Annotated in this window: 24 protein-coding genes and 1 pseudogene; 15 read left to right on the forward strand and 10 right to left on the reverse strand. The window is 55.3% G+C overall.

What is annotated here, in order from left to right:
- Position 1: 1 nt before the first annotated feature.
- From AC4IBF_RS13630 to flgB, 5 genes are read right to left on the reverse strand one after another with little or no spacing between them, the layout of a single operon-like run.
- Complete coding sequence (locus AC4IBF_RS13630; protein ID WP_033145205.1) at positions 2–757, reverse strand: flagellar basal body rod protein FlgF; 756 nt, start codon at positions 755–757, stop codon at positions 2–4.
- A 20-nt stretch (positions 758–777) separates the two neighbouring features.
- Positions 778–2028: a flagellar hook protein FlgE gene (gene flgE / locus AC4IBF_RS13635; RefSeq protein WP_111965534.1), complete on the reverse strand. Its 1251-nt coding sequence runs from the start codon at positions 2026–2028 to the stop codon at positions 778–780.
- 26 nt (positions 2029–2054) lie between these two features.
- Positions 2055–2765, reverse strand: a complete 711-nt coding sequence (gene flgD / locus AC4IBF_RS13640) for a flagellar hook assembly protein FlgD (protein ID WP_111965533.1) — start codon at positions 2763–2765, stop codon at positions 2055–2057.
- An 11-nt stretch (positions 2766–2776) separates the two neighbouring features.
- Entirely contained in the window at positions 2777–3181 is a 405-nt protein-coding gene (gene flgC / locus AC4IBF_RS13645) for a flagellar basal body rod protein FlgC (RefSeq protein ID WP_008500814.1), read from the reverse strand.
- A gap of 3 nt (positions 3182–3184) precedes the next feature.
- Positions 3185–3601, reverse strand: a complete 417-nt coding sequence (gene flgB, locus AC4IBF_RS13650; RefSeq protein WP_023311135.1) for a flagellar basal body rod protein FlgB — start codon at positions 3599–3601, stop codon at positions 3185–3187.
- 157 nt (positions 3602–3758) lie between these two features.
- Here flgB and flgA point away from each other — a divergent pair, with 157 nt between their 5' ends.
- From flgA to flgN, 3 genes are all read left to right on the forward strand, one after another.
- On the forward strand, positions 3759–4418 hold the full coding sequence (flgA, locus tag AC4IBF_RS13655) for a flagellar basal body P-ring formation chaperone FlgA (protein WP_491462911.1): 660 nt from the start codon (positions 3759–3761) through the stop codon (positions 4416–4418).
- A 93-nt stretch (positions 4419–4511) separates the two neighbouring features.
- Positions 4512–4805 (forward strand): flagellar biosynthesis anti-sigma factor FlgM, encoded by a 294-nt coding sequence (gene flgM / locus AC4IBF_RS13660; RefSeq protein ID WP_023311133.1) that lies wholly within the window; start codon positions 4512–4514, stop codon positions 4803–4805.
- Between the two features lie 4 nt (positions 4806–4809).
- Positions 4810–5235, forward strand: a complete 426-nt coding sequence (gene flgN / locus AC4IBF_RS13665; RefSeq protein ID WP_008500818.1) for a flagella biosynthesis chaperone FlgN — start codon at positions 4810–4812, stop codon at positions 5233–5235.
- A gap of 59 nt (positions 5236–5294) precedes the next feature.
- On the opposite strand, the gene murJ is transcribed toward flgN, so the two are convergent.
- From murJ to rimJ, 4 genes are all read right to left on the reverse strand, one after another.
- Positions 5295–6830, reverse strand: coding sequence for a murein biosynthesis integral membrane protein MurJ (murJ, locus tag AC4IBF_RS13670; RefSeq protein WP_023311131.1), 1536 nt, complete (start codon positions 6828–6830; stop codon positions 5295–5297).
- Between the two features lie 129 nt (positions 6831–6959).
- Entirely contained in the window at positions 6960–7883 is a 924-nt protein-coding gene (locus AC4IBF_RS13675) for a Gfo/Idh/MocA family protein (RefSeq protein WP_143344931.1), read from the reverse strand.
- Between the two features lie 2 nt (positions 7884–7885).
- Positions 7886–8536 carry a YceH family protein gene (locus AC4IBF_RS13680; protein WP_491462912.1) on the reverse strand — a complete coding sequence of 217 codons (651 nt, stop codon included), beginning with the start codon at positions 8534–8536 and terminating at the stop codon, positions 7886–7888.
- A 9-nt stretch (positions 8537–8545) separates the two neighbouring features.
- Positions 8546–9130, reverse strand: a complete 585-nt coding sequence (gene rimJ, locus AC4IBF_RS13685) for a ribosomal protein S5-alanine N-acetyltransferase (RefSeq protein ID WP_008500822.1) — start codon at positions 9128–9130, stop codon at positions 8546–8548.
- Between the two features lie 236 nt (positions 9131–9366).
- On the opposite strand from rimJ, the gene mdtH reads away from it, so the two are divergent.
- The 9 genes from mdtH (at position 9367) to AC4IBF_RS13730 (ending at position 16045) form a co-directional block, all read left to right on the forward strand.
- On the forward strand, positions 9367–10575 hold the full coding sequence (gene mdtH, locus AC4IBF_RS13690) for a multidrug efflux MFS transporter MdtH (RefSeq protein ID WP_136194677.1): 1209 nt from the start codon (positions 9367–9369) through the stop codon (positions 10573–10575).
- A 123-nt stretch (positions 10576–10698) separates the two neighbouring features.
- Complete coding sequence (locus tag AC4IBF_RS13695; RefSeq protein WP_127730376.1) at positions 10699–11259, forward strand: lipoprotein; 561 nt, start codon at positions 10699–10701, stop codon at positions 11257–11259.
- A 127-nt stretch (positions 11260–11386) separates the two neighbouring features.
- Positions 11387–12433, forward strand: coding sequence for a dihydroorotase (gene pyrC / locus AC4IBF_RS13700; RefSeq protein ID WP_023311125.1), 1047 nt, complete (start codon positions 11387–11389; stop codon positions 12431–12433).
- Positions 12434–12507: 74 nt separating this feature from the next.
- On the forward strand, positions 12508–12753 hold the full coding sequence (dinI, locus tag AC4IBF_RS13705) for a DNA damage-inducible protein I (RefSeq protein ID WP_133294159.1): 246 nt from the start codon (positions 12508–12510) through the stop codon (positions 12751–12753).
- 273 nt (positions 12754–13026) lie between these two features.
- A complete protein-coding gene (gene bssS / locus AC4IBF_RS13710) occupies positions 13027–13281 on the forward strand; it encodes a biofilm formation regulator BssS (RefSeq protein ID WP_008500827.1) in 255 nt (84 codons plus the stop codon).
- A 116-nt stretch (positions 13282–13397) separates the two neighbouring features.
- Positions 13398–14516 carry an N-methyl-L-tryptophan oxidase gene (gene solA / locus AC4IBF_RS13715; RefSeq protein WP_491462913.1) on the forward strand — a complete coding sequence of 373 codons (1119 nt, stop codon included), beginning with the start codon at positions 13398–13400 and terminating at the stop codon, positions 14514–14516.
- Positions 14517–14576: 60 nt separating this feature from the next.
- Positions 14577–14690, forward strand: a complete 114-nt coding sequence (locus AC4IBF_RS13720) for a YceO family protein (RefSeq protein WP_136194675.1) — start codon at positions 14577–14579, stop codon at positions 14688–14690.
- A gap of 208 nt (positions 14691–14898) precedes the next feature.
- Positions 14899–15465, forward strand: coding sequence for a cytochrome b (locus AC4IBF_RS13725; RefSeq protein ID WP_111965848.1), 567 nt, complete (start codon positions 14899–14901; stop codon positions 15463–15465).
- 1 nt (position 15466) lies between these two features.
- The gene (locus AC4IBF_RS13730) at positions 15467–16045 is read left to right on the forward strand and encodes a YceI family protein (protein WP_133294157.1); all 579 of its coding nucleotides are present in this window, start codon (positions 15467–15469) and stop codon (positions 16043–16045) included.
- Between the two features lie 41 nt (positions 16046–16086).
- On the opposite strand, the gene trhO is transcribed toward AC4IBF_RS13730, so the two are convergent.
- Positions 16087–17136, reverse strand: a complete 1050-nt coding sequence (trhO, locus tag AC4IBF_RS13735; protein WP_325849111.1) for an oxygen-dependent tRNA uridine(34) hydroxylase TrhO — start codon at positions 17134–17136, stop codon at positions 16087–16089.
- A gap of 221 nt (positions 17137–17357) precedes the next feature.
- Between trhO and AC4IBF_RS13740 the strand changes: the two genes are divergently transcribed.
- From AC4IBF_RS13740 to AC4IBF_RS13750, 3 genes and pseudogenes are all read left to right on the forward strand, one after another.
- The gene (locus AC4IBF_RS13740) at positions 17358–18284 is read left to right on the forward strand and encodes a Kdo(2)-lipid IV(A) acyltransferase (protein WP_115874716.1); all 927 of its coding nucleotides are present in this window, start codon (positions 17358–17360) and stop codon (positions 18282–18284) included.
- Between the two features lie 140 nt (positions 18285–18424).
- A pseudogene (gene mdtG, locus AC4IBF_RS13745) lies at positions 18425–19641 on the forward strand (multidrug efflux MFS transporter MdtG).
- Between the two features lie 97 nt (positions 19642–19738).
- Positions 19739–20113 (forward strand): MysB family protein, encoded by a 375-nt coding sequence (locus tag AC4IBF_RS13750; protein ID WP_115874714.1) that lies wholly within the window; start codon positions 19739–19741, stop codon positions 20111–20113.
- The last annotated feature ends 1 nt before the right edge of the window (position 20114 follow it).

Genomic DNA, 20114 nt, shown 5'->3' on the forward strand with positions numbered 1-20114 from the left:
GTTAACTCATAGCCAGAAGTTGGTTAGCCTTGCCCGCGTTTTCATCCACGCTGCTGATGATCTTCATCTGCATTTCAAAACGACGGGCGCTGGCGATCATGTCGGTCATGGCTTCGACCGGCTTGACGTTACTGCCTTCCAGAACGCCGGACATCACGCGGATGCTCGGATCGGCCTGTAACGTGGCGCCACGCGTCGCCTGAGCCGCCTGGGTCAGGCGGAACATGCCGTCGTCGCCACGCTGCACGTCTTTGGCTTCCGCCTTCACCAGCTTCAGACGTCCGACGGGCGCAACGGTGTTGGCCGGGTCGCCCGGATTCAGCGCCGAAATGGTGCCGTCCGCAGCGATAGTGAGCTCAGAGCCTTCCGGCACGGTCAGCGGACCTGCTTCCCCCATCACCGGATGCCCCTGAATCGTCAGCTGGCCCGTCGCGCTCACCTGGATGTTGCCGTTACGGGTATAGCCTTCGCTGCCGTCCGCCGTTTGCACCGCCAGCCAGCCGTCCTGCTGCAAGGCAACGTCCAGCGGGCGTGAGGTGTAATCCATCTGCCCTGGCGTCATATCGGCGCCAGGGGTTGATGCTGTCACCAGCGTACGGGTCGGCAGGGAAAGCCCTTCTACCGGCACCGCGCGAAGCGCATTAAGCTGGGCGCGAAAGCCCGGCGTTGAGGCGTTTGCCAGGTTGCTGGCGGTAACGGCCTGCTGATTGAGCGTCTGACTTGCCGCGCCCATCGCGGTATATATTGCGTGATCCATTGCGCTTTCCTGTTAGCCGCTTAACGCAGGTTAACCAGCGTGTTGAGGATCTGGTCCTGGGTTTTGATGGTCTGCGCGTTCGACTGATAGTTACGCTGCGCGACGATCATGTTCACCAGTTCTTTACTCATATCCACGTTGGAGGCTTCCAGCGCGCCGTTGGTCAGCTTGCCGAAGTTACCGGTGCCTGCGGTGCCCAGCAGCGCCACGCCGGAAGACTGTGTGGCAGACCAGACGTTGTCGCCTTCAGACTTCAGGCCTTCGTTGTTGGCGAAGTTTGCCAGCACGATCTGACCCAGAACCTGAGACTGTTCGTTAGAGTAGCTTCCCACCACGGTGCCATCGTCGTTGATCTGGTAGCTCACCAGGTCGCCAGGCTTGTAGCCGTTCTGATTGGTTGCCACCACGCTGTTTGCACCGGTGTTCTGCTGCATGGAGTTCTGGAAACTCAGGGAGAAGGTCGCCGCCGTCGCACCGCTGACAGAACCCGTGGTGATGTTAATGGCCGGCGTGGCGTTTGGCGCTGCGCTCAGCACGCCCGCTGCGTCGTAGTTATACACACCCGCCAGGTTACCGTTCGCATCAAAGTTCATCTGCGCCGCTTTCGTCGCAGCAGAACCCGCAACGCTGCCGTCCTGAGTGTAAAGATCCCATTTATTGTTGGCCGTCTTAACGTAGTAGACGTACATGTTATGGGCGTTACCCTGGCTGTCGAATACGGTCACGGTACCTTTTTTGTTATAGGTATCCGGGTTGGTCGCATCGAAGGGGGCGGTTTGAACAGGATCGGTTGAGTTCAGGTTGATCTGCTGCGTGGCGGTGGTGGTTGATTTCGCCGCCATCAGGGTATTCGGGATAGTAATCGCCTGAGGATTCGCACCGGTCTGAACGGTTGGAGGCGTTCCTGCTGCCGGGTAGCCCGTCAGCTGCATGCCCTGCATGTTAACCAGCGTACGGTTTTCATCCAGTTTGAACTGGCCGTTACGGCTGTAGAACACAGAACCGTTAGAATCGACCATACGGAAGAACCCGTTCTGGCTGATGGCAACGTCCAGGCCACGGCCGGTGTTGGTGGTGGTGCCGTCGCTAAAGTCCTGAGTGATGCCTGCAACTTTTACGCCCAGACCCACTTTGGAACCGGCAAACATGTCTGCAAAAGAAGCAGAACCGGATTTAAAACCATAGGTCGCGGAGTTGGCGATGTTGTTGCCAATGACGTCCAGGTTGGTGGCCGCAGCATTCAGGCCGCTGACCGCTTGAGAAAAGGCCATGACTTACTCCTGATAAGTGTTAAGGCTTAGATAATCTGCCGAACTTCGTCGAGTGTGGTGGAACCAGAGGTTCCCAAATCCAGTTTGTTGCCGTCGCTTCCTTTAATCACGCCCTGGACCAGCGCGAACTGCAGCGGCTGCGCCACCAGCTGGGTCGTCCCGTTGCTGGCGCTGATCGCTACTTTGTAAGAACCGTTTGGTGCTTTAGTGCCGTCGGTCAGGCTGCCATCCCACGTAAAGGTGTGAACGCCCGCCTTCAGCTCACCGATATCAATGGTGCGCACGACCGTGCCGTTGCTGTCGGTGATGGTTGCGGTAACTTTCTCCGCCGCCTGCTGCAGCTCAACGCCAAACGGCGTGGTGGTCGTTGTGGTGTTCCCTTCAGTGGTGCTGGTGCCCGCCAGAATCGTGGTTCCCGGGATCATCACCCCGTGACCAATCAGGCTCGCTGCCTGCAGAGACTGGCTGCTGCCAATCTGGCCGGAAACGGCACCGAGGGTAGTGTTGAGCTTCTCAATGCCGCTCACGGTGCTGATCTGCGCAAGCTGCGTGGTCAGTTCGTTATTCTGCATTGGGTTGGTGGGATCCTGGTTCTTAAGCTGCGCCACCAGCAGCGTCAGAAAGCTGCCCTGAAGATCGGAGGCATTGCTCCCGGTCAGGGAGTTAGAACCCGTCGTACTCTTCGTGTTATTAACACCCGAGTTCGTAGGATCATTCACATTTACGGCGATGGACATGCATGTCTCCTTTACTGGCCGAGAGTGAGTGTTTTGAGCATCATGCTCTTCACGGTATTAAGCACTTCGACGTTGGCCTGGTAGCTACGGGAAGCCGACATGGAGTTCACCATCTCACCCACCACATCCACGTTTGGCATTTTCACGTATCCGCTGGCATCCGCGAGCGGGTTACCCGGCTCATACACCAGCCTGTCCGGCGCCTGGCTCTCTACCACATCAGACACCTTCACACCGCCCGTCGCCGCGCCTGGCGCCGCATCGACCTGAAAGACAACCTGTTTGGCACGATAAGGCTGGCCGTCGGGTCCGGTTACGCTGTCGGCGTTCGCCAGGTTACTGGCGGCCACGTTCAGGCGTTTGGACTGCGCGGTTAACGCCGAACCGGCAATATCAAAAATATTCAACAAGGCCATCTATCAGTTCCCCCCCTGCAGGACGTTCATCATGCCTTTGATTTGTCCGCCGAGTACGGTCAGGCCCGTCTGGTATTTCAGGCTGTTATCGGCAAACTGCGTACGCTCCCGGTCCATATCCACGGTGTTACCGTCGAGTGAGGGCTGATCGGGAATGCGGTAAAGTAAATCGGTCGCTGGCGCGGTCATCGCCTGAGCAGGAATATGGCGAGAGGATGTCATGGCGAGTGCAACACCCGTTCCTTCGGCACGTCCACGCTCCATCACCTTTTTGAGTTCACTGGAAAAATCAATATCGCGCGCCTGAAACCCTGGGGTATCGGCGTTAGCGATGTTGGCGGCTAAAATCTCCTGCCGCTGGGCGCGTAAGTTGAGCGCTTCCTGCTGAAAACGTAACGCGGCGTCGAGTTTATCGAGCATGTCTCCTCCGCTGATGGCAAAATTTCAGTTCACAGCTTAAATCTCACCCGGTCTCCCCTATCGACGGAATAAGCGCAAAATGCGTCGCTATTTATTGCGTTGATGCAAAACCACTGCAGGTAAAATTCATTCAACTCTGGAAACGGTGGAACTTGCGATGCAAACGTTAAAACGTAGCCTGGTGGCAGCTTTCTTGCTGTTTAGTCCTCTGGTGCAGGCTGATGGCTTACAGGATCGGCTGACGGCTTTTTTTGCTGAAAAACTGGCAGGCTTTAGCGATGACGTGACCGTTGCCGTGCGCACGCCACCGAATCTGTACCCGACGTGTGACCAGCCGTCCTTCAGCGTGGTAGGGTTCACAAAACTCTGGGGGAATGTGAACGTGCTGGCACGCTGCGCCAACGAAAAACGCTATTTACAGGTTGCAGTTCAGGCGACGGGCAATTATGTTGTCGCCGCCGTGCCCATTGCGCGCGGCAGCGTGCTGCAGACGAACAGCGTGACGTTAAAACGCGGGCGTCTGGATCAGCTGCCGCCACGCACCATGCTCGATATGAACCAGGCACAGGACGCCGTCAGCCTGCGTGATGTCGCCCCCGGCCAGCCGATACAGCTCTCAATGCTGCGTCAGGCATGGCGGGTAAAAGCGGGTCAACAGGTGATGGTGGTGGCCAACGGAGATGGCTTTAGCATCAACAGTGAAGGGAAAGCGTTAAACAATGCCGCGGTGGCGCAAAACGCCCGCGTCAGAATGTCCTCAGGCCAGGTGGTGAGCGGAACCGTCGATGCTGATGGGAATATTCTGATTAACCTATAATCTTTTTAAAGATTTCGCTGCGCGTGCCGATAAATATTCCACTAATGATGATATCAGGCGCAAACGCCGCGAACCCTCGATGAGGACAACACTATGAGCATTGATCGTACATCAGCCCTGAAGCCGGTAAGCGCTGTACAACCTCGCGAAACGAATGACGCTCCTGCGCAGAAAACGCGTCTGGAAAAACCGTCAACGTCCAACAGCACCAGCGTTACCCTGAGCGACGCGCAGGCAAAACTGATGCAGCCAGGCAGCAACGATATCAATATGGAACGTGTTGAAGCGCTGAAAACGGCTATTCGTAACGGTGAGCTGAAAATGGACACCAGCAAAATCGCTGACGCCCTGATTCAGGAAGCACAGAGTTTCTTACAGAGTAACTAACCGTATGAGTCGACTGTCAGAAATACTGGATCAAATGACGGTTGTTCTTAACGACCTGAAAACGGTAATGGACGCTGAACAACAGCATCTCTCTTCCGGTCACATCAACGGCAGTGCGCTGCAGCGTATTACTGAAGATAAGAGTTCACTCCTGGCGACGCTGGATTATCTGGAGCAGCAGCGCCGCGCTGAGCAGGATCCTAAGCGTAGCGCCAATGACGATATTATTGAGCGCTGGCAAACCATTACCGAAAAAACCCAGCATCTGCGCGATCTTAATCAGCACAACGGCTGGCTACTGGAAGGTCAGATTGAGCGTAACCAGCAGGCGCTTGAGGTATTGAAACCGCATAAAGAAACCGGACTGTACGGTGCGGATGGTCAGACAGCGACTGCGCGTATTGCGGGAGTTAAAAAGATTTCGATTTGACGCCTGAGCGACAAATCATGCAGCGGGGAGCACCATAAGGTGAACTCCCCTTTTGGCGTTTATGCCGTACGGCGGGCAAACTCTTTCACTTTGAACCCCAGCACCGCGAGCGTGGCAAAATAAGCCACCACCCCAACGCCTACCACGGCCATCAGCCGCATCAAACGGTATGGCATGGTGCCCAAGGACCATTCCGGCATCACGTACATCATGCCAAGCAGCGCGGCAGACATCACCAGTACCGCAACGATCAGACGCACCAGGAAACTCCCCCAGCCCGGCTGCGGCGTGAAAATATCCTGCTTGCGCAGCTGCCAGTATAACAGCCCGGCATTCAGACAGGCCGCCAGACCAATCGATAATGACAGGCCCGCATGCTTCAGCGGCCCAATAAACGCCAGGTTCATCAGCTGCGTCATAATCAGCGTCACGATAGCAATTTTCACCGGCGTTTTGATGTCCTGACGCGAGTAGAACCCTGGCGCCAGCACCTTGACGACGATCAGCCCCATCAATCCGACCGAGTAGGCAATCAGCGCGCGCTGGGTCATGGCAGCATCAAAAGCGGTGAATTTTCCGTACTGGAAGAGCGACACCGTTAACGGTTTAGCCAGAATACCCAGCGCCACCGCGCTTGGCAGGGCCAGCAGGAAACAGAGACGTAATCCCCAGTCCATCAGGCGGCAATATTCATCATGGTTGCCGCTGGCAAAACTTTTCGACAGCGACGGCAGCAGAATGGTCCCCAGCGCCACGCCCAGCACCCCGGACGGAAATTCCATGAGGCGGTCGGCGTAGTACATCCAGGAAACCGAACCGGACACGAGGAAAGAGGCAAAGATGGTGTTGATGATAAGCGAGATCTGGCTGACTGAGACGCCGAGAATGGCGGGCCCCATCTGCTTGATCACGCGCATCGCCCCGGCATCTTTGAGATTGATGCGCGGCAGCACCAGCATGCCGATTTTTTTCAGATGCGGCAGCTGATACGCCAGCTGCAGCACGCCGCCGACGGTGACCGCCCAGGCCAGCGCCAGCACCGGCGGGTTGAAGTGCGGCGCGGCGAACAGGGCAAAACCGATCATGCTGACGTTAAGAAACGTCGGCGCAAACGCCGGTACAGAGAAGCGGTTCCAGGTATTCAGGATCGCCCCCACCAGCGAAGCCAGCGAGATGAGCAGAATATAGGGGAAAGTAATGCGCAAAAGCTGCGAAGTCAGGGCAAATTTGTCAGCCGTATCGGCAAACCCGGGTGCGGTCACCATAATTACCCAGGGCGCGGCCAGCATCCCGAGTACGGTCACCACAGCTAAAGCCAGCGTCAGCAACCCGGAGACATAAGAAACAAAGACGCGCGTCGCGTCTTCACCCTGCTTGCTTTTATATTCCGCCAGAATGGGCACGAATGCCTGGGAAAACGCCCCTTCAGCAAAAATACGACGCAGCAGGTTCGGCAATTTGAAGGCGACGAAAAAGGCGTCCGTGGCCATCCCTGCACCAAATACCCTTGCCACAATGGCGTCGCGTGCAAAACCCAGCACGCGGGAAAACATGGTCATCGAGCTGACGGCCGCCAGCGATTTTAATAAGTTCATTAACGTGAATTTCCAGAACCATACGGATTTCCAGGACGGGCAAGCGTAAGCGCCACCCGGCAAAGCCTACAAGCGGCGCTTAGTCTACCCGGATTTCAACGAATTACTATCCGCAGATGTTACAGCGAGTTATTCACTCATGGCATCGCGCCAGAGCCTTTCTACAATGCGCTGCGCCATAATGGCCTGCTCGCCGGACGTTTCAGGAACCGTCTGATTTTGCACGCAGGTGATAAAGTGGCGGGCGCATCCTGCGAAACCGCGCTGCTCGAGGGTGCTCTGCCAGCCTGGCGCCGGGAGCGTCACCACGCCGTTGCCCTTCTCTTCCCGCCACTCGCGCATGTCCGTAATGTCGTACAGCGCGCCGTCGGTCACCGCCTGCACGGATTCACGCTGGCTACCCGCCCGACGGTGCATGCTGGTGGTAATCTGAAGATGCTCAACGGAAAAGTGGTGTTCAGCGTAGACCATTTGCCCCTGATCGTTTGTCACGAGGGTGCCGCTTTTCAGCTGCGCATTACCGTTGGTCAGCCACAGCGCCGTATCCACCACATGCAGGTAATCATCCAGAAGGGTGAACCGCAGATCGTTTGGCCCAATGCTGTCGGTACGGTGCTTATCCATTCGCAGCGAGGCAAGCGTGCCCGACTGCGCCTTAAGCTGCTGGTAAAGCGGCGCGAAGCGGCGGTTGAAGCCCACCATCAGCGTCAGTTTTTTGCGCGCCGCCAGTTCGATCAGACGTTCCGCGTCCGGAACATTTTCCGCCAGCGGTTTATCCACGCAGACGTGAACCCCCGCATTGAGCAGCTCGCTCACCACCTGATAGTGAGTTGCCGTTGAGGTATGCACAAAAACCGCATTACACTCGCGGGCCAGATCCTGCAGGGAGGCAGCGTACGGAATGCGCCAGGTTTCGCAGATACGTTCTGCCTTTTCTCGCGTGGGTGACCATGCCCCTTGCAGGGTCCAGTCCGTCGCCGCACCTAAAACAGGCAGCCAGGCTTTTTGCGCAATGCCGCCCAGCCCCACCACGCCTACGCGTAATTTTTTCACCGTCAGTCTCCCAGATGTGCCAGCAAGGCATCCAGACGCTGTTTCAGCCCGGCGACCTCTTCTTCCAGCGCTTCTACGCGCGCGACAAGAGTGTCAGTGCCTGCTGAGGATACCGCGTCGCTCTCCACGGTAGCGACATCGACGTCGCCGCTGAACAGATGCATATAGCGGCTTTCACGTTTGCCCGGCTCGCGCGCCAGACGCACCACGTACGGGCCGTCTTCGCGAGAAGCCAGCCCTTCCAGGGTCTGCTCGACCTCCTGCATATCGCTGAACTCATGCATACGGGAAGCGCGCGTGCGCAGTTCTCCCGGCGTCTGCGCCCCGCGCAGCAGCAGCGTGGTGATGACCGCCACTTCCGCGCTGCTCAACTTCAGGTCACCGAATTCGGAGTTACAAAAGCGCTGTTCGTACTTGGTCACGCGGTTGCCGAAGCCGCTGACGGTGCGCAAATAGTGGCGTTTTACCAGCGCATCCAGCACGTCCTGAACGTTATGCTCGCTGAGGTTCATCACCGGCTCGCGGTTGGTTTTCTGGTTGCAGGCCATGGTCACGGCGTTGACGGAGAGCGGATACTGCTCCGGCGTGGTGACCTGTTTTTCGAGTAAGCACCCAATCACGCGCGCTTCTGTACCGTTTAGCTGATACTTCATCTTTTCTCCTTAACGACCTGCGGTCCAGTCCCGGGTGGTTAACGCCGTCAGAACGTGGTCGCGCCACTCTCCGTCTATCAACAGATAGTCTTTGGCGTAACCCTCTTTCTCGAACCCTAAACGCGCCAGCAAATTGCCGCTGCGCTGATTATGCGGCATATAGTTCGCCATGATGCGATGGATATGCTGCGTGCGTTGCATATAGCGGATCGCCACCGTTAACGCCTCGTACATCAGCCCCTGTCCCTGCCATTTCTGGCCGATGGAGTAGCCAAGGTAGCAGGCGTGAAACGACCCGCGCACCACGTTTGAAAAATTGGCGATCCCGATAATCTCTTTCTCTTCGGGATCCAGCAGCGCGAAATAAAACGCGCTGCCCTGCTTGTGAAATTCCGTAATCATGCTGAGGCGCGCCTGCCAGCCGGAAGGGTAACAATGGCTCTCATCCCGAACGGGTTCCCATGGTTTTAAAAACTGGCGATTCTCGGCGTAATAATCCGCCAGACGCCAGGCATCACGCTCATGCACCAGACGAACGACCAGCCTGTCCGTTGTCAGACGCACTTTTGGCACATTACTGCGATAGCCAAACATCGATCCCACTCCTTCCCGTCACTTCTGCTTACCCATTAGCTTTACTATACCTGCGCCTGCGCCGTCTGTGAAAACAGTGACATACCATTTTTCTCGCTTTTCACTATTTTCGATGAGAACTCTCTATCAAAGCAGCCTTTTGATAAAAAAATATTGTCACGCCCGGGGGTGGGAAAAAACGCGGCGACAACGCAGAATGTTAGCGTGCTCACCATCTTATTTTCCCTGGAGGGAAAATGTCCCGCGTATCACAGGCCAGGAGCCTGGGTAAATATTTCCTGCTCGTCGATAACATGCTGGTCGTGCTCGGCTTTTTTGTCGTTTTTCCCCTTATATCGATCCGCTTTGTCGATCAAATGGGCTGGGCGGCATTAATGGTCGGCATTGCCCTGGGGCTACGCCAGTTTGTCCAGCAGGGTCTGGGCGTCTTTGGCGGGGCCATTGCCGACCGCTTTGGCGCTAAACCGATGATCGTTACCGGTATGCTGCTGCGCGCGGCAGGGTTTGCCACGATGGCGGTCGCCCAGGAGCCCTGGCTGCTCTGGTTCTCCTGCTTTCTCTCCGGCATCGGGGGCACGCTGTTCGATCCGCCACGTACCGCGCTGGTGGTGAAGCTGATTCGCCCTCAGCACCGCGGCCGTTTCTTCTCGATTCTGATGATGCAGGACAGTGCCGGGGCGGTTATCGGCGCCCTGCTGGGAAGCTGGCTGCTGCAGTATGACTTCCGTCTGGTCTGTGCGGCTGGGGCGGTGCTCTTTATTCTGTGCGCGCTGTTTAATGGCCTGTTCCTGCCCGCCTGGAAGCTGTCGACGGTCAAAGCGCCGGTCCGGGAAGGGCTTGGCCGGGTCCTGCGCGACAGGCGTTTTGTCACCTATGTGTTGACCCTGACGGGCTACTACATGCTGGCCGTACAGGTCATGCTGATGCTGCCGATCATGGTTAACGATATTGCGGGCACGCCTGCAGCCGTAAAATGGATGTACGCCATTGAAGCCTGCCTGTCGTTAACGCTGCTTTATCCGATTGCCCGCTGGAGCGAACGGCATTTTCGTCTGGAGCATCGCCTGATGGCCGGGCTGCTCCTGATGACGCTGAGCATGATGCCGATCGGTCTGGTGAACTCTCTCCAGCAGCTGTTTACGCTGATTTGCACGTTCTATATTGGCTCAATCATCGCCGAGCCTGCCCGCGAAACGCTGAGCGCCTCGCTTGCGGATGCGCGTGCGCGCGGCAGCTATATGGGGTTCAGCCGCCTGGGGCTGGCGCTCGGCGGGGCATTAGGTTACGCCGGGGGCGGCTGGTTGTTTGATGCCGGCAAAGCGTTAAATCAACCTGAACTCCCGTGGATGATGCTGGGCGCGGTGGGCTTTATGACGCTACTCGCCCTGTGGTGGCAGTTCAGCCAGAAACGCAGTGCGAGCGGCATGCTCGAGCCTGGCGCGTAGCCTTTCCCTCGGGCGGGAGCCTCTCCCGCCCCACTTCTCAGTTTTTTCTGCTGGTTTCTGCCAATTCACGCTGACATACTGGCGTAACAGGACAGAAGCGCCGATTTTTCGTTGAGGAACACTATGAAGAAAATTGTCTTTGCCGCTGCATTAGTTGTCAGCGGCCTGCTGGTTGGCTGTAACCAGCTCACGCAATATACCGTCAGTGAACAGGAAATTAATCAGGCGCTGGAAAAGCATAACAATTTCTCGAAAGACATTGGCGTGCCGGGGCTGGCAGACGCGCATATCGTGCTCACAAACCTGAGTAGCCAGATCGGACGTGAAGAGCCAAACAAAGTCACACTGGCCGGTGATGCGGACCTCGATATGTCCTCCCTGTTTGGCAATCAGAAAGCCAACATTAAGCTCAAGCTGAAGGCACTCCCTGTTTTCAACAAAGAGAAAGGGGCGATTTTCCTGCAGGAGATGGAAGTGGTCGATGCGCAGGTGTCTCCGGACAAGATGGCACCGGTTCTGCAAACCCTGATGCCCTATCTGAACCAGTCGCTGCGTAATTATTTTAACCAGCAGCCCGCGTACGTCTTAAGTGAAGACAAAAGCAAGGGTGAAGCCCTGGCGAAAAAATACGCAAAGGGCATAGAGGTGAAACCGGGCGAAATTATCATTCCTTTCACCGATTAACCTGAAGGGCGCTGCGGCGCCCTTTTTTTTCACGGAAAAGTGTGCAAACGAAAACGTTTCCGCTTATGATTTGTGTCCGGCAAAAACAGCCATCCTTATGACTGATTCCTGACAAGCCGGAGCTTCCATGACTGCACAACCCCAGGTTCTTAAAATCCGCCGCCCTGACGACTGGCATATCCATCTGCGCGATGGCGATATGCTGAAAACCGTCGTGCCTTATACCAGCGAAATTTATGGCCGCGCGATTGTCATGCCTAACCTGGTTCCACCAGTCACCACCGTCGATGCCGCGATAGCCTATCGCCAGCGCATCCTGGATGCCGTGCCTGCGGGACACGATTTTACCCCGCTGATGACCTGCTATCTGACCGACTCGCTGGACCCGAACGAAGTGGAGCGTGGGTTTAACGAAGGCGTCTTTACGGCAGCGAAACTCTACCCGGCGAATGCCACCACCAACTCCAGCCACGGCGTCACCAGCATTGATGCCATCATGCCGGTTCTGGAACGCATGCAGAAACTGGGTATGCCGCTGCTGGTCCATGGTGAAGTCACGCACGCGGAGATTGATATCTTCGACCGTGAAGCCCGTTTTATCGAGACCGTGATGGAGCCTTTGCGCCAGCGCCTGCCCGCGCTAAAGGTGGTATTTGAGCATATCACCACCAAAGACGCGGCAGAGTACGTGCGTGACGGCAACGATCTTATCGCTGCCACCATTACGCCACAGCACCTGATGTTTAACCGTAACCACATGCTGGTGGGCGGGGTGCGCCCTCACCTCTACTGTCTGCCTATCCTCAAGCGCAACATCCACCAGCAGGCGCTGCGCGAGCTGGTCGCCAGCGGGTTCTCCCGCGCGTTCCTCGGTACCGACTCCGCACCTCACGCCCGCCATCGTAAAGAGGCGAGCTGCGGCTGCGCAGGCTGCTTCAACGCCCCAACGGCGCTTGCCAGCTACGCAACCGTATTTGAAGAGATGAACGCGCTGGAACATTTCGAAGCATTCTGCTCCCTTAACGGCCCGCGCTTCTACGGCCTGCCGGTCAACGACACCTTCATCGAGCTGGAGCGGAAAGCGAGCCACGTTGAGGAGTCCATTGCCCTGACGGATGATACGCTGATCCCATTCCTGGCGGGTGAAACCGTTAACTGGACGGTAAAACGTTAAAAAATCAATCCCCCTTGTTGTCAAAAAGATAATATACCTGTATAAATAAACAGTATATTACACAGGGGGCATTTATGCGTATTGAAGTCACCATAGCCAAAACTACCGTTCTGCCTGCCGGCGCGCTTGATGCACTGGCAGGCGAATTATCCCGCCGTATTAACAACACCTTTCCCGATAACGCGGGTGCCGTAACGGTGCGTTACGCCTCGGCGAACAACCTCTCCGTCATTGGTGCTGCGAAAGAAGATAAAGATCGCATCAGCGAAATCCTGCAGGAAACGTGGGAAAGCGCAGACGACTGGTTTATCACAGATTAACACTGCTCCCTCATTGTGTTTTTTGCCGGGTCGCCCCGGCTTTTTTTTGTCTAAAAATCCTGCAAGTTCAAATTAATTCGGCATCTTCTTTAAGAATCGTGAACAAGATGGTGTTTTATTGTTCGAACAATCCTAAAAAGCAGAAAAATGTGTTGCCAGCTGTTTATTTTTCCCGTCGGAACCCTTATTACTTGGTATACTGAAGATGCTTTCAGAAAAACATGCATTGAACCTCAAAGCCGTTGTCTTCTAACACGCATTAAGGGGGTTATAATGGAAAAGAATAGTGAAGTGATCCAGACCCATCCACTTGTAGGCTGGGATATCAGTACCGTAGATAGCTACGATGCGCTGATGCTGCGTTTGCACTACCAGACCCCGAATCAACTCAACCGTGAAGAAGCGGAAGTTGGACAGACGCTGTGGCTAACAACAGACGTCGCCCGTCAGTTTATTTCTATTTTAGAAGCAGGTATTGCAAAAATAGAATCTGGCGACTATCAGGAAAATGAGTATAAACGGCACTAAGCTTATGCCCACTTTTCTCTCTACAGGCACCCTCGCGGTGCCTTATTTATTTCTCCCTTGTCTAACCCCGCGTTGTTAATTACTCTGCTAACAAAACATCAGTTTACGAGATGCATATGAGATACGACTTAATCATTATTGGTAGCGGCTCCGTGGGTTCCGCCGCCGGTTATTACGCAACACAGGCAGGCCTGAAGGTCCTGATGATCGATGCCCATCTTCCTCCTCATTCGGAGGGCAGCCATCATGGCGATACCCGCCTCATGCGCCATGCGTATGGAGAAGGCGAGCGCTATGTACCGCTGGTGCTTCGCGCCCAGACGCTGTGGGACGAGCTGGCGAAGCAGACCGAAGAGCGTATTTTCGAGCGTACCGGCGTTATCAACCTTGGCCCTTCCCATTCTGATTTTCTCGCCAGCGTCGAGCGCAGCGCAAAAGCCTTTAATCTTGATGTCGAGAAGCTGGACGCGACGGGCATTACCGCGCGCTGGCCTGAAATTACCGTCCCCGACGATTACATTGGCCTCTTTGAAGCCCACTCCGGCGTGCTGCACTGTGAAACAGCGATCAAAACCTGGATCGATCTTGCCGCGAAAGCCGGCTGCGCGCAGCTGTTTAACTGTCCGGTAGAGGCTATCACCCATGACGAGAATGGCGTCACGGTAACGACTATTGACGGCGACTATTCAGCGTCCCGCCTGCTCGTCAGCGCAGGAACCTGGGTCACGCGCCTGCTGCCGGAACTGCCTGTCCAGCCGGTGCGTAAGGTCTTCTCCTGGTTCCAGTCGGATGGGCGCTACAGCGCGCAGAATAAATTCCCGGCCTTTACCGGCGAATTGCCGAATGGCGATCAGTTCTACGGTTTCCCTTCCGAGAAAGACGCGCTGAAAATCGGTAAACACAACGGGGGCCAGGTTATCTCCTCCCCTGACGAGCGTAAGCCCTTCGGCGCCTGGCCACAGGATGGTTCAGAGGCCTTCTCGTTCCTGCGCACTATTCTTCCGGGCGTCGGTGGCTTGCTGTATGGCGCGGCCTGTACCTACGACAACACGCCGGATGAAGACTTTATCATTGATACCCTGCCGGGGCATGACAACGTCCTGCTGATTACCGGGCTGAGCGGCCATGGCTTTAAGTTCGCGTCCGTGCTGGGCGAGATCGCCGCACAGTTTGCCCAGGGCATCACGCCGCAGTTTGATCTGACGCCCTTCTCCCTCTCGCGATTTAACGGATAATCCGCCACGGGCTCCGGACGTCCCGGAGCCCGTTTCATTTACACTGCATGTTGGGGCGTTATGCGCAGGATCGTTAACTTTCTTATGAAGAATATTCGCGAGCATTTTATGCTCTATATCTTACTGTGGGCGCTGCTGGCCATTATTGATTTTGTTTACATCGTATTTTATTGAAAACCATGATTGACAATAATTGACGTTTATTTAGCTTTGCTGAAACTCTCAATTTCATCTTGCACGAAGACATTGAATTACATTTATTGATCCTGTTCAAAAACGCTGAAATAAATAAAATAAAAATCAATAGACAATTATTTCAGTTGCAATATCACCTCTTCCCGTTCATTTTTACCTTTCGGTTAATATGAAAATGGACATTCTGATGCAATTGCGTAACTCCTCCCGGCGCTACGGAATAATATCCATAAGTTTGCACTGGATATTTGCTCTTGCCGTCTACGGTATGTTTGGACTTGGGCTCTGGATGGTCACGCTCAGCTATTACGATGGCTGGTATCACCAGGCGCCAGAGTTGCATAAAAGTATTGGTGTCCTGCTGATGCTGGGGCTGGTCTTCCGCGTGATCTGGCGACATATCTCCCCGCCGCCCGCCGCGCCAACGTCACACAGCAAATTTACCCGCGTTAGTGCAGTCGCCGCGCATATTGCCCTCTATGCGCTGCTGTTTGCCATCCTGATTAGCGGCTATCTCATTTCGACGGCTGACGGTAAGCCGATTAACGTTTTTGGCCTGTTCGAGGTTCCGGCAACGCTTAGCGATGCCGGGGCGCAGGCCGATACGGCGGGGGTAGTTCACCTCTGGCTTGCCTGGAGCGTGGTGATCCTGTCCGTACTTCACGGGCTTGCCGCCCTCAAACACCATTTTATTGATAAAGACGATACGCTAAAGCGCATGCTTGGCCGCTCGTCAGTTGACTCTGGAGCATAAAATGAAAAAACACCTGCTGGGTATCGCCCTGGGTTCTCTGTTATTCACCGCCGGTAATGCCGTGGCGGCGGATTATAAAATTGATAAAGAGGGCCAGCACGCTTTCGTCAATTTCCGTATTCAGCACCTGGGCTACAGCTGGCTGTACGGCACCTTTAAGGATTTTGACGGCACGTTCACCTTTGACGAGAAAAATCCCGCGGCCGATAAAGTCAATGTGACGATTAATACGAACAGCGTCGACACGAACCACGCAGAGCGCGATAAACACCTGCGCAGTGGGGAGTTCCTCAACGTCGCGAAATTCCCGCAGGCGACCTTCACTTCTACTGAGGTGAAGAAAGACGGTGATAAGCTGAATATTACCGGCAACCTGACGCTTAACGGCGTAACAAAACCAGTCACGCTTGATGCTAAATTACTGGGCCAGGGTGACGATCCGTGGGGCGGTAAACGCGCAGGTTTTGAAGCGGCAGGGAAAATTCACCTGAAAGATTTTAATATCACAACGGATTTAGGCCCGGCGTCTCAGGACGTGGAGCTGATTATTTCCGTTGAAGGGGTACAGCAGAAATCATAATAACTTCGCCCGGCAGGTTTTCACCGTGCCGGGCGTTATTATCATTCCGGGTCAGGGATACCCAGTTTGGTATTCAGACGACCACGTGATTTATTAAAAATCTTGTTGCCGTTTTCACGTCCTGCGCGACGGCGACGCTGCTCTTCTTCCGGCAGGATGCTCTCTTCACTGCACAGCTCGCTACAGCAGCCGTTAAACTTCTCGGCACAGGCCGGGCACTGAATGAACAGCAGATGGCAGCCGTCGTTTTTGCAGTTGGTGTGGGTATCGCACGGCGCGCCGCACTGATGGCAATGGGCAATAACGTCTTCAGAGATACGCTCACCCATCCGCTCGTCAAAGACAAAGTTTTTCCCGATAAAGCGTACCGGCAACCCCTGCTCACGGGCGCGACGAGCGTACTCGATAATGCCGCCTTCAATGTGCCAGACCTTATTGAAGCCGTTGTGCTTCATCCACGCGCTGGCTTTCTCACAGCGGATACCGCCGGTGCAGTACATAACGATCTTTTTATCTTTATGCTCCTGCATCATCTCAACCGCTTTGGGCAATTGCTCGCGGAAGGTATCAGCCGGGATTTCCATCGCGTTCTCGAAATGCCCCACTTCGTACTCATAGTGGTTACGCATATCAATGAATACGGCATCCGGATCGTCCAGCATCGCATTCACTTCCGCCGCCTTGAGGTATTCACCGACGTCCGACGGGTTAAACTCAGGATCGTCGATACCGTCCGCCACGATGCGTTCACGCACCTTCATTCGCAGCACCCAGAAGGATTTCCCGTCATCATCCAGGGCAATGTTCAGGCGTAAGCCGTCGAGTGCAGGGTCAAACTGATAAAGTACGTCACGGAAGGCGCTGACTTTGCTTTCCGGTACGCTAATCTGCGCGTTGATGCCTTCACGGGCAAGGTAGACGCGGCCGAAGACGTTAAGCGCCGTGAACGCCTGATAAAGCGCATCGCGGGTCGCCTGCGGATCGTCGATGGTGAAGTATTTGTAGAAGGAGATGGTTGTGCGCGGTTCGGTTTCAGCCAACATACGCGCTTTTAACATCTCATTCGAAACGCGGTTATGTAACACTGGCATGGTGTACAGTCCTGGATTCGTTAGAGAGAATGAAAAATCGGTCGGCATCATATAGCAAACAAAACCAATTTACATCCACACAATTTACGCTACATTTCACACACCCTGATTAATCAGGCTTAACAATTGCTGTATTCGTGCACGCTTCGAAAGCAGATATTTTGGCTACGTCTCAAAAAATGAGACACTAGCAAAACAGGACGTTTGAACACAGGAAAGACATGACCCAGTTACCAAAATTTACTGCCGCCCTTTTGCATCCCCGCTATTGGTTGACCTGGCTTGGCATCGGCTTTTTATGGCTTCTGGTACAGCTTCCCTACCCTGTTATTTTTCGGTTGGGTAAATTTCTGGGCCGCTTCGCGCAACTGTTTATGAAACGTCGAGCCAGAATCGCGTACCGCAATCTTGAGCTGTGTTTTCCGCAGATGAGCGAGTCAGAGCGTCACGATATGGTCGCGAAGAATTTCGAATCCGTCGGGATGGGCCTTATGGAAACCGGCATGGCGTGGTTCTGGCCGGACAAACGCATGGCTCGCTGGAGCGAGGTGACGGGCACCGGCATGGATCCGGTGCATACGCTTCAGGCCAACCAGACGGGCGTTCTGCTGATTGGCGTCCATTTCCTGACGCTCGAAATCGGGGCGCGCATGTTCGGCATGCAGGCGCCGGGCATTGGCGTTTATCGCCCTAACGATAACCCGGTCATCGATTTAATCCAGACCAACGGCCGCATGCGCTCCAACAAAAGCATGATCGACCGTAAAGATCTGAAGGGAATGATCCGCGCGCTGAAATCCGGTGAAGTGGTCTGGTACGCCCCCGACCACGACTATGGCCCGCAGGCCAGCGTATTTGTCCCCTTCTTCGCCGTTGAAGAGGCCGCCACAACGACCGGAACCTGGATGCTGGCGCGGATGTCCAAAGCCGCCATCGTGCCTTTTGTTCCCCGCCGTAAGCCGGATGGTTCAGGCTACGAGCTGATGATGCTGGAGCCGGAACTCGCGCCGCCGCTCGACGATGCGGAAACTACCGCGCGCTGGATGAACAGCGTTGTGGAGAAGTGCATTATGCTGGCGCCCGAGCAGTACATGTGGTTGCACCGCCGCTTTAAAACGCGGCCACAAGGCACGCCGTCTCGCTATTAATCCTCATGCGGCCCTCAGGGCCGCATGCTGTTTTAGCTTTAAAAGCTCCCTCTCATTGCGGCATTCATAACCCAGGCGCATAATTAGCAGGCTTATTACTTCATGCTTCAGGTGCTCAGCACCTCATTATGCGGATTGTTATGTCACCCTCAGATGCCCCCATAAACTGGAAGCGTAACCTCACGGTTGCGTGGCTTGGCTGTTTCCTCACCGGCGCGGCGTTTAGCCTGGTTATGCCTTTCCTGCCGCTCTACGTCGAACAGCTGGGCGTGACGGGCCACAGTGCGCTCAATATGTGGTCCGGCCTGGTATTCAGCATCACGTTCCTGTTTTCCGCGATAGCCTCACCCTTCTGGGGCGGCCTTGCCGACCGCAAGGGGCGAAAAATCATGCTGCTGCGTTTGGCGCTGGGGATGGCCATCATCATGGCGCTGATGGGCGTGGCGCAAAACGTCTGGCAGTTCCTGATTTTGCGCGCGCTGCTGGGCCTGCTGGGAGGATTTATTCCCAACGCGAACGCCCTGATTGCCACACAAATTCCCCGCCATAAAAGCGGCTGGGCGCTGGGCACGCTCTCAACCGGCGGCGTGAGCGGTGCCCTGCTGGGGCCACTGGCCGGCGGACTCCTGGCCGATAGCTATGGACTGCGGCCGGTTTTCTTTATCACCGCCAGCGTGTTGTTCCTGTGCTTCATCGTCACCTTGCTCTGTATTCGTGAAAACTTCACGCCAGTCGCCAAAAAGAGATGCTCCACGCCAGGGAAGTGCTGACCTCGCTCAAAAATCCCAGACTGGTGCTGAGCCTGTTCGTGACGACAATGATTATCCAGGTGGCTACCGGGTCGATTGCCCCTATTCTGACGCTTTACGTTCGCGATCTGGCGGGTAACGTCAGCAACATTGCATTCATCAGCGGACTCATTGCATCCGTGCCCGGCGTAGCGGCGCTGCTGAGCGCCCCGAGGCTCGGAAAACTGGGGGACCGGGTGGGTCCGGAAAAAATACTGATCTGCGCGCTGGTGATTTCCGTCCTGCTGCTTATCCCGATGTCGATGGTGCAAACGCCATGGCAGCTGGGCGTCCTGCGCTTTTTACTGGGAGCCGCCGACGGCGCGTTACTGCCCGCCGTACAGACCCTGCTGGTTTACAACTCCACGAACCAGATTGCCGGGCGTATTTTCAGCTATAACCAGTCGTTCCGGGACATCGGTAACGTCACCGGACCGCTGCTCGGGGCTGGGGTCTCCGCCAGCTTCGGTTTTCGCGCCGTCTTTATCGTGACGGCGGGCGTCGTGTTGTTCAATGCCATTTATTCATGGTTTAGTTTATCCCGCGCGTTACGGCCGGTGACGGAATAAGACGAACGCCTGACAGCTTATTTTCGTATTCATACTTGCAGAATCGGATATTCAGCTATTCTTTCCCTGAAACCTTCTGGAAAACAGGGAGACACCAATGACCATGTACGCCACGCTGGAAGAAGCTATTGATGCCGCTCGTGAAGAGTTCCTCGCCGACAACCCCGGCGTTGAAGAAGAAGATGCTGACGTGCAACAGCTTAATATCCAGAAATACGTTCTGCAGGATGGGGATATTATGTGGCAGGCCGAATTCTTTGCCGATGAAGGTGAAGAAGGGGAATGTTTGCCGATATTAAGTGGTGAAGGTGCGCAGGCCGTCTTTGACGGCGACTATGAAGAAATCGAACTTCGGCAGGAATGGCTGGAAGAGAACACCCTGCACGAGTGGGATGAGGGTGAGTTTCAGCTCGAGCCGCCGCTTGATACGGAAGAAGGTCAAACCGCAGCCGATGAGTGGGACGAACGTTAAT

It is taken from the genome of Enterobacter sp. Taxon_8, assembly GCF_058354585.1.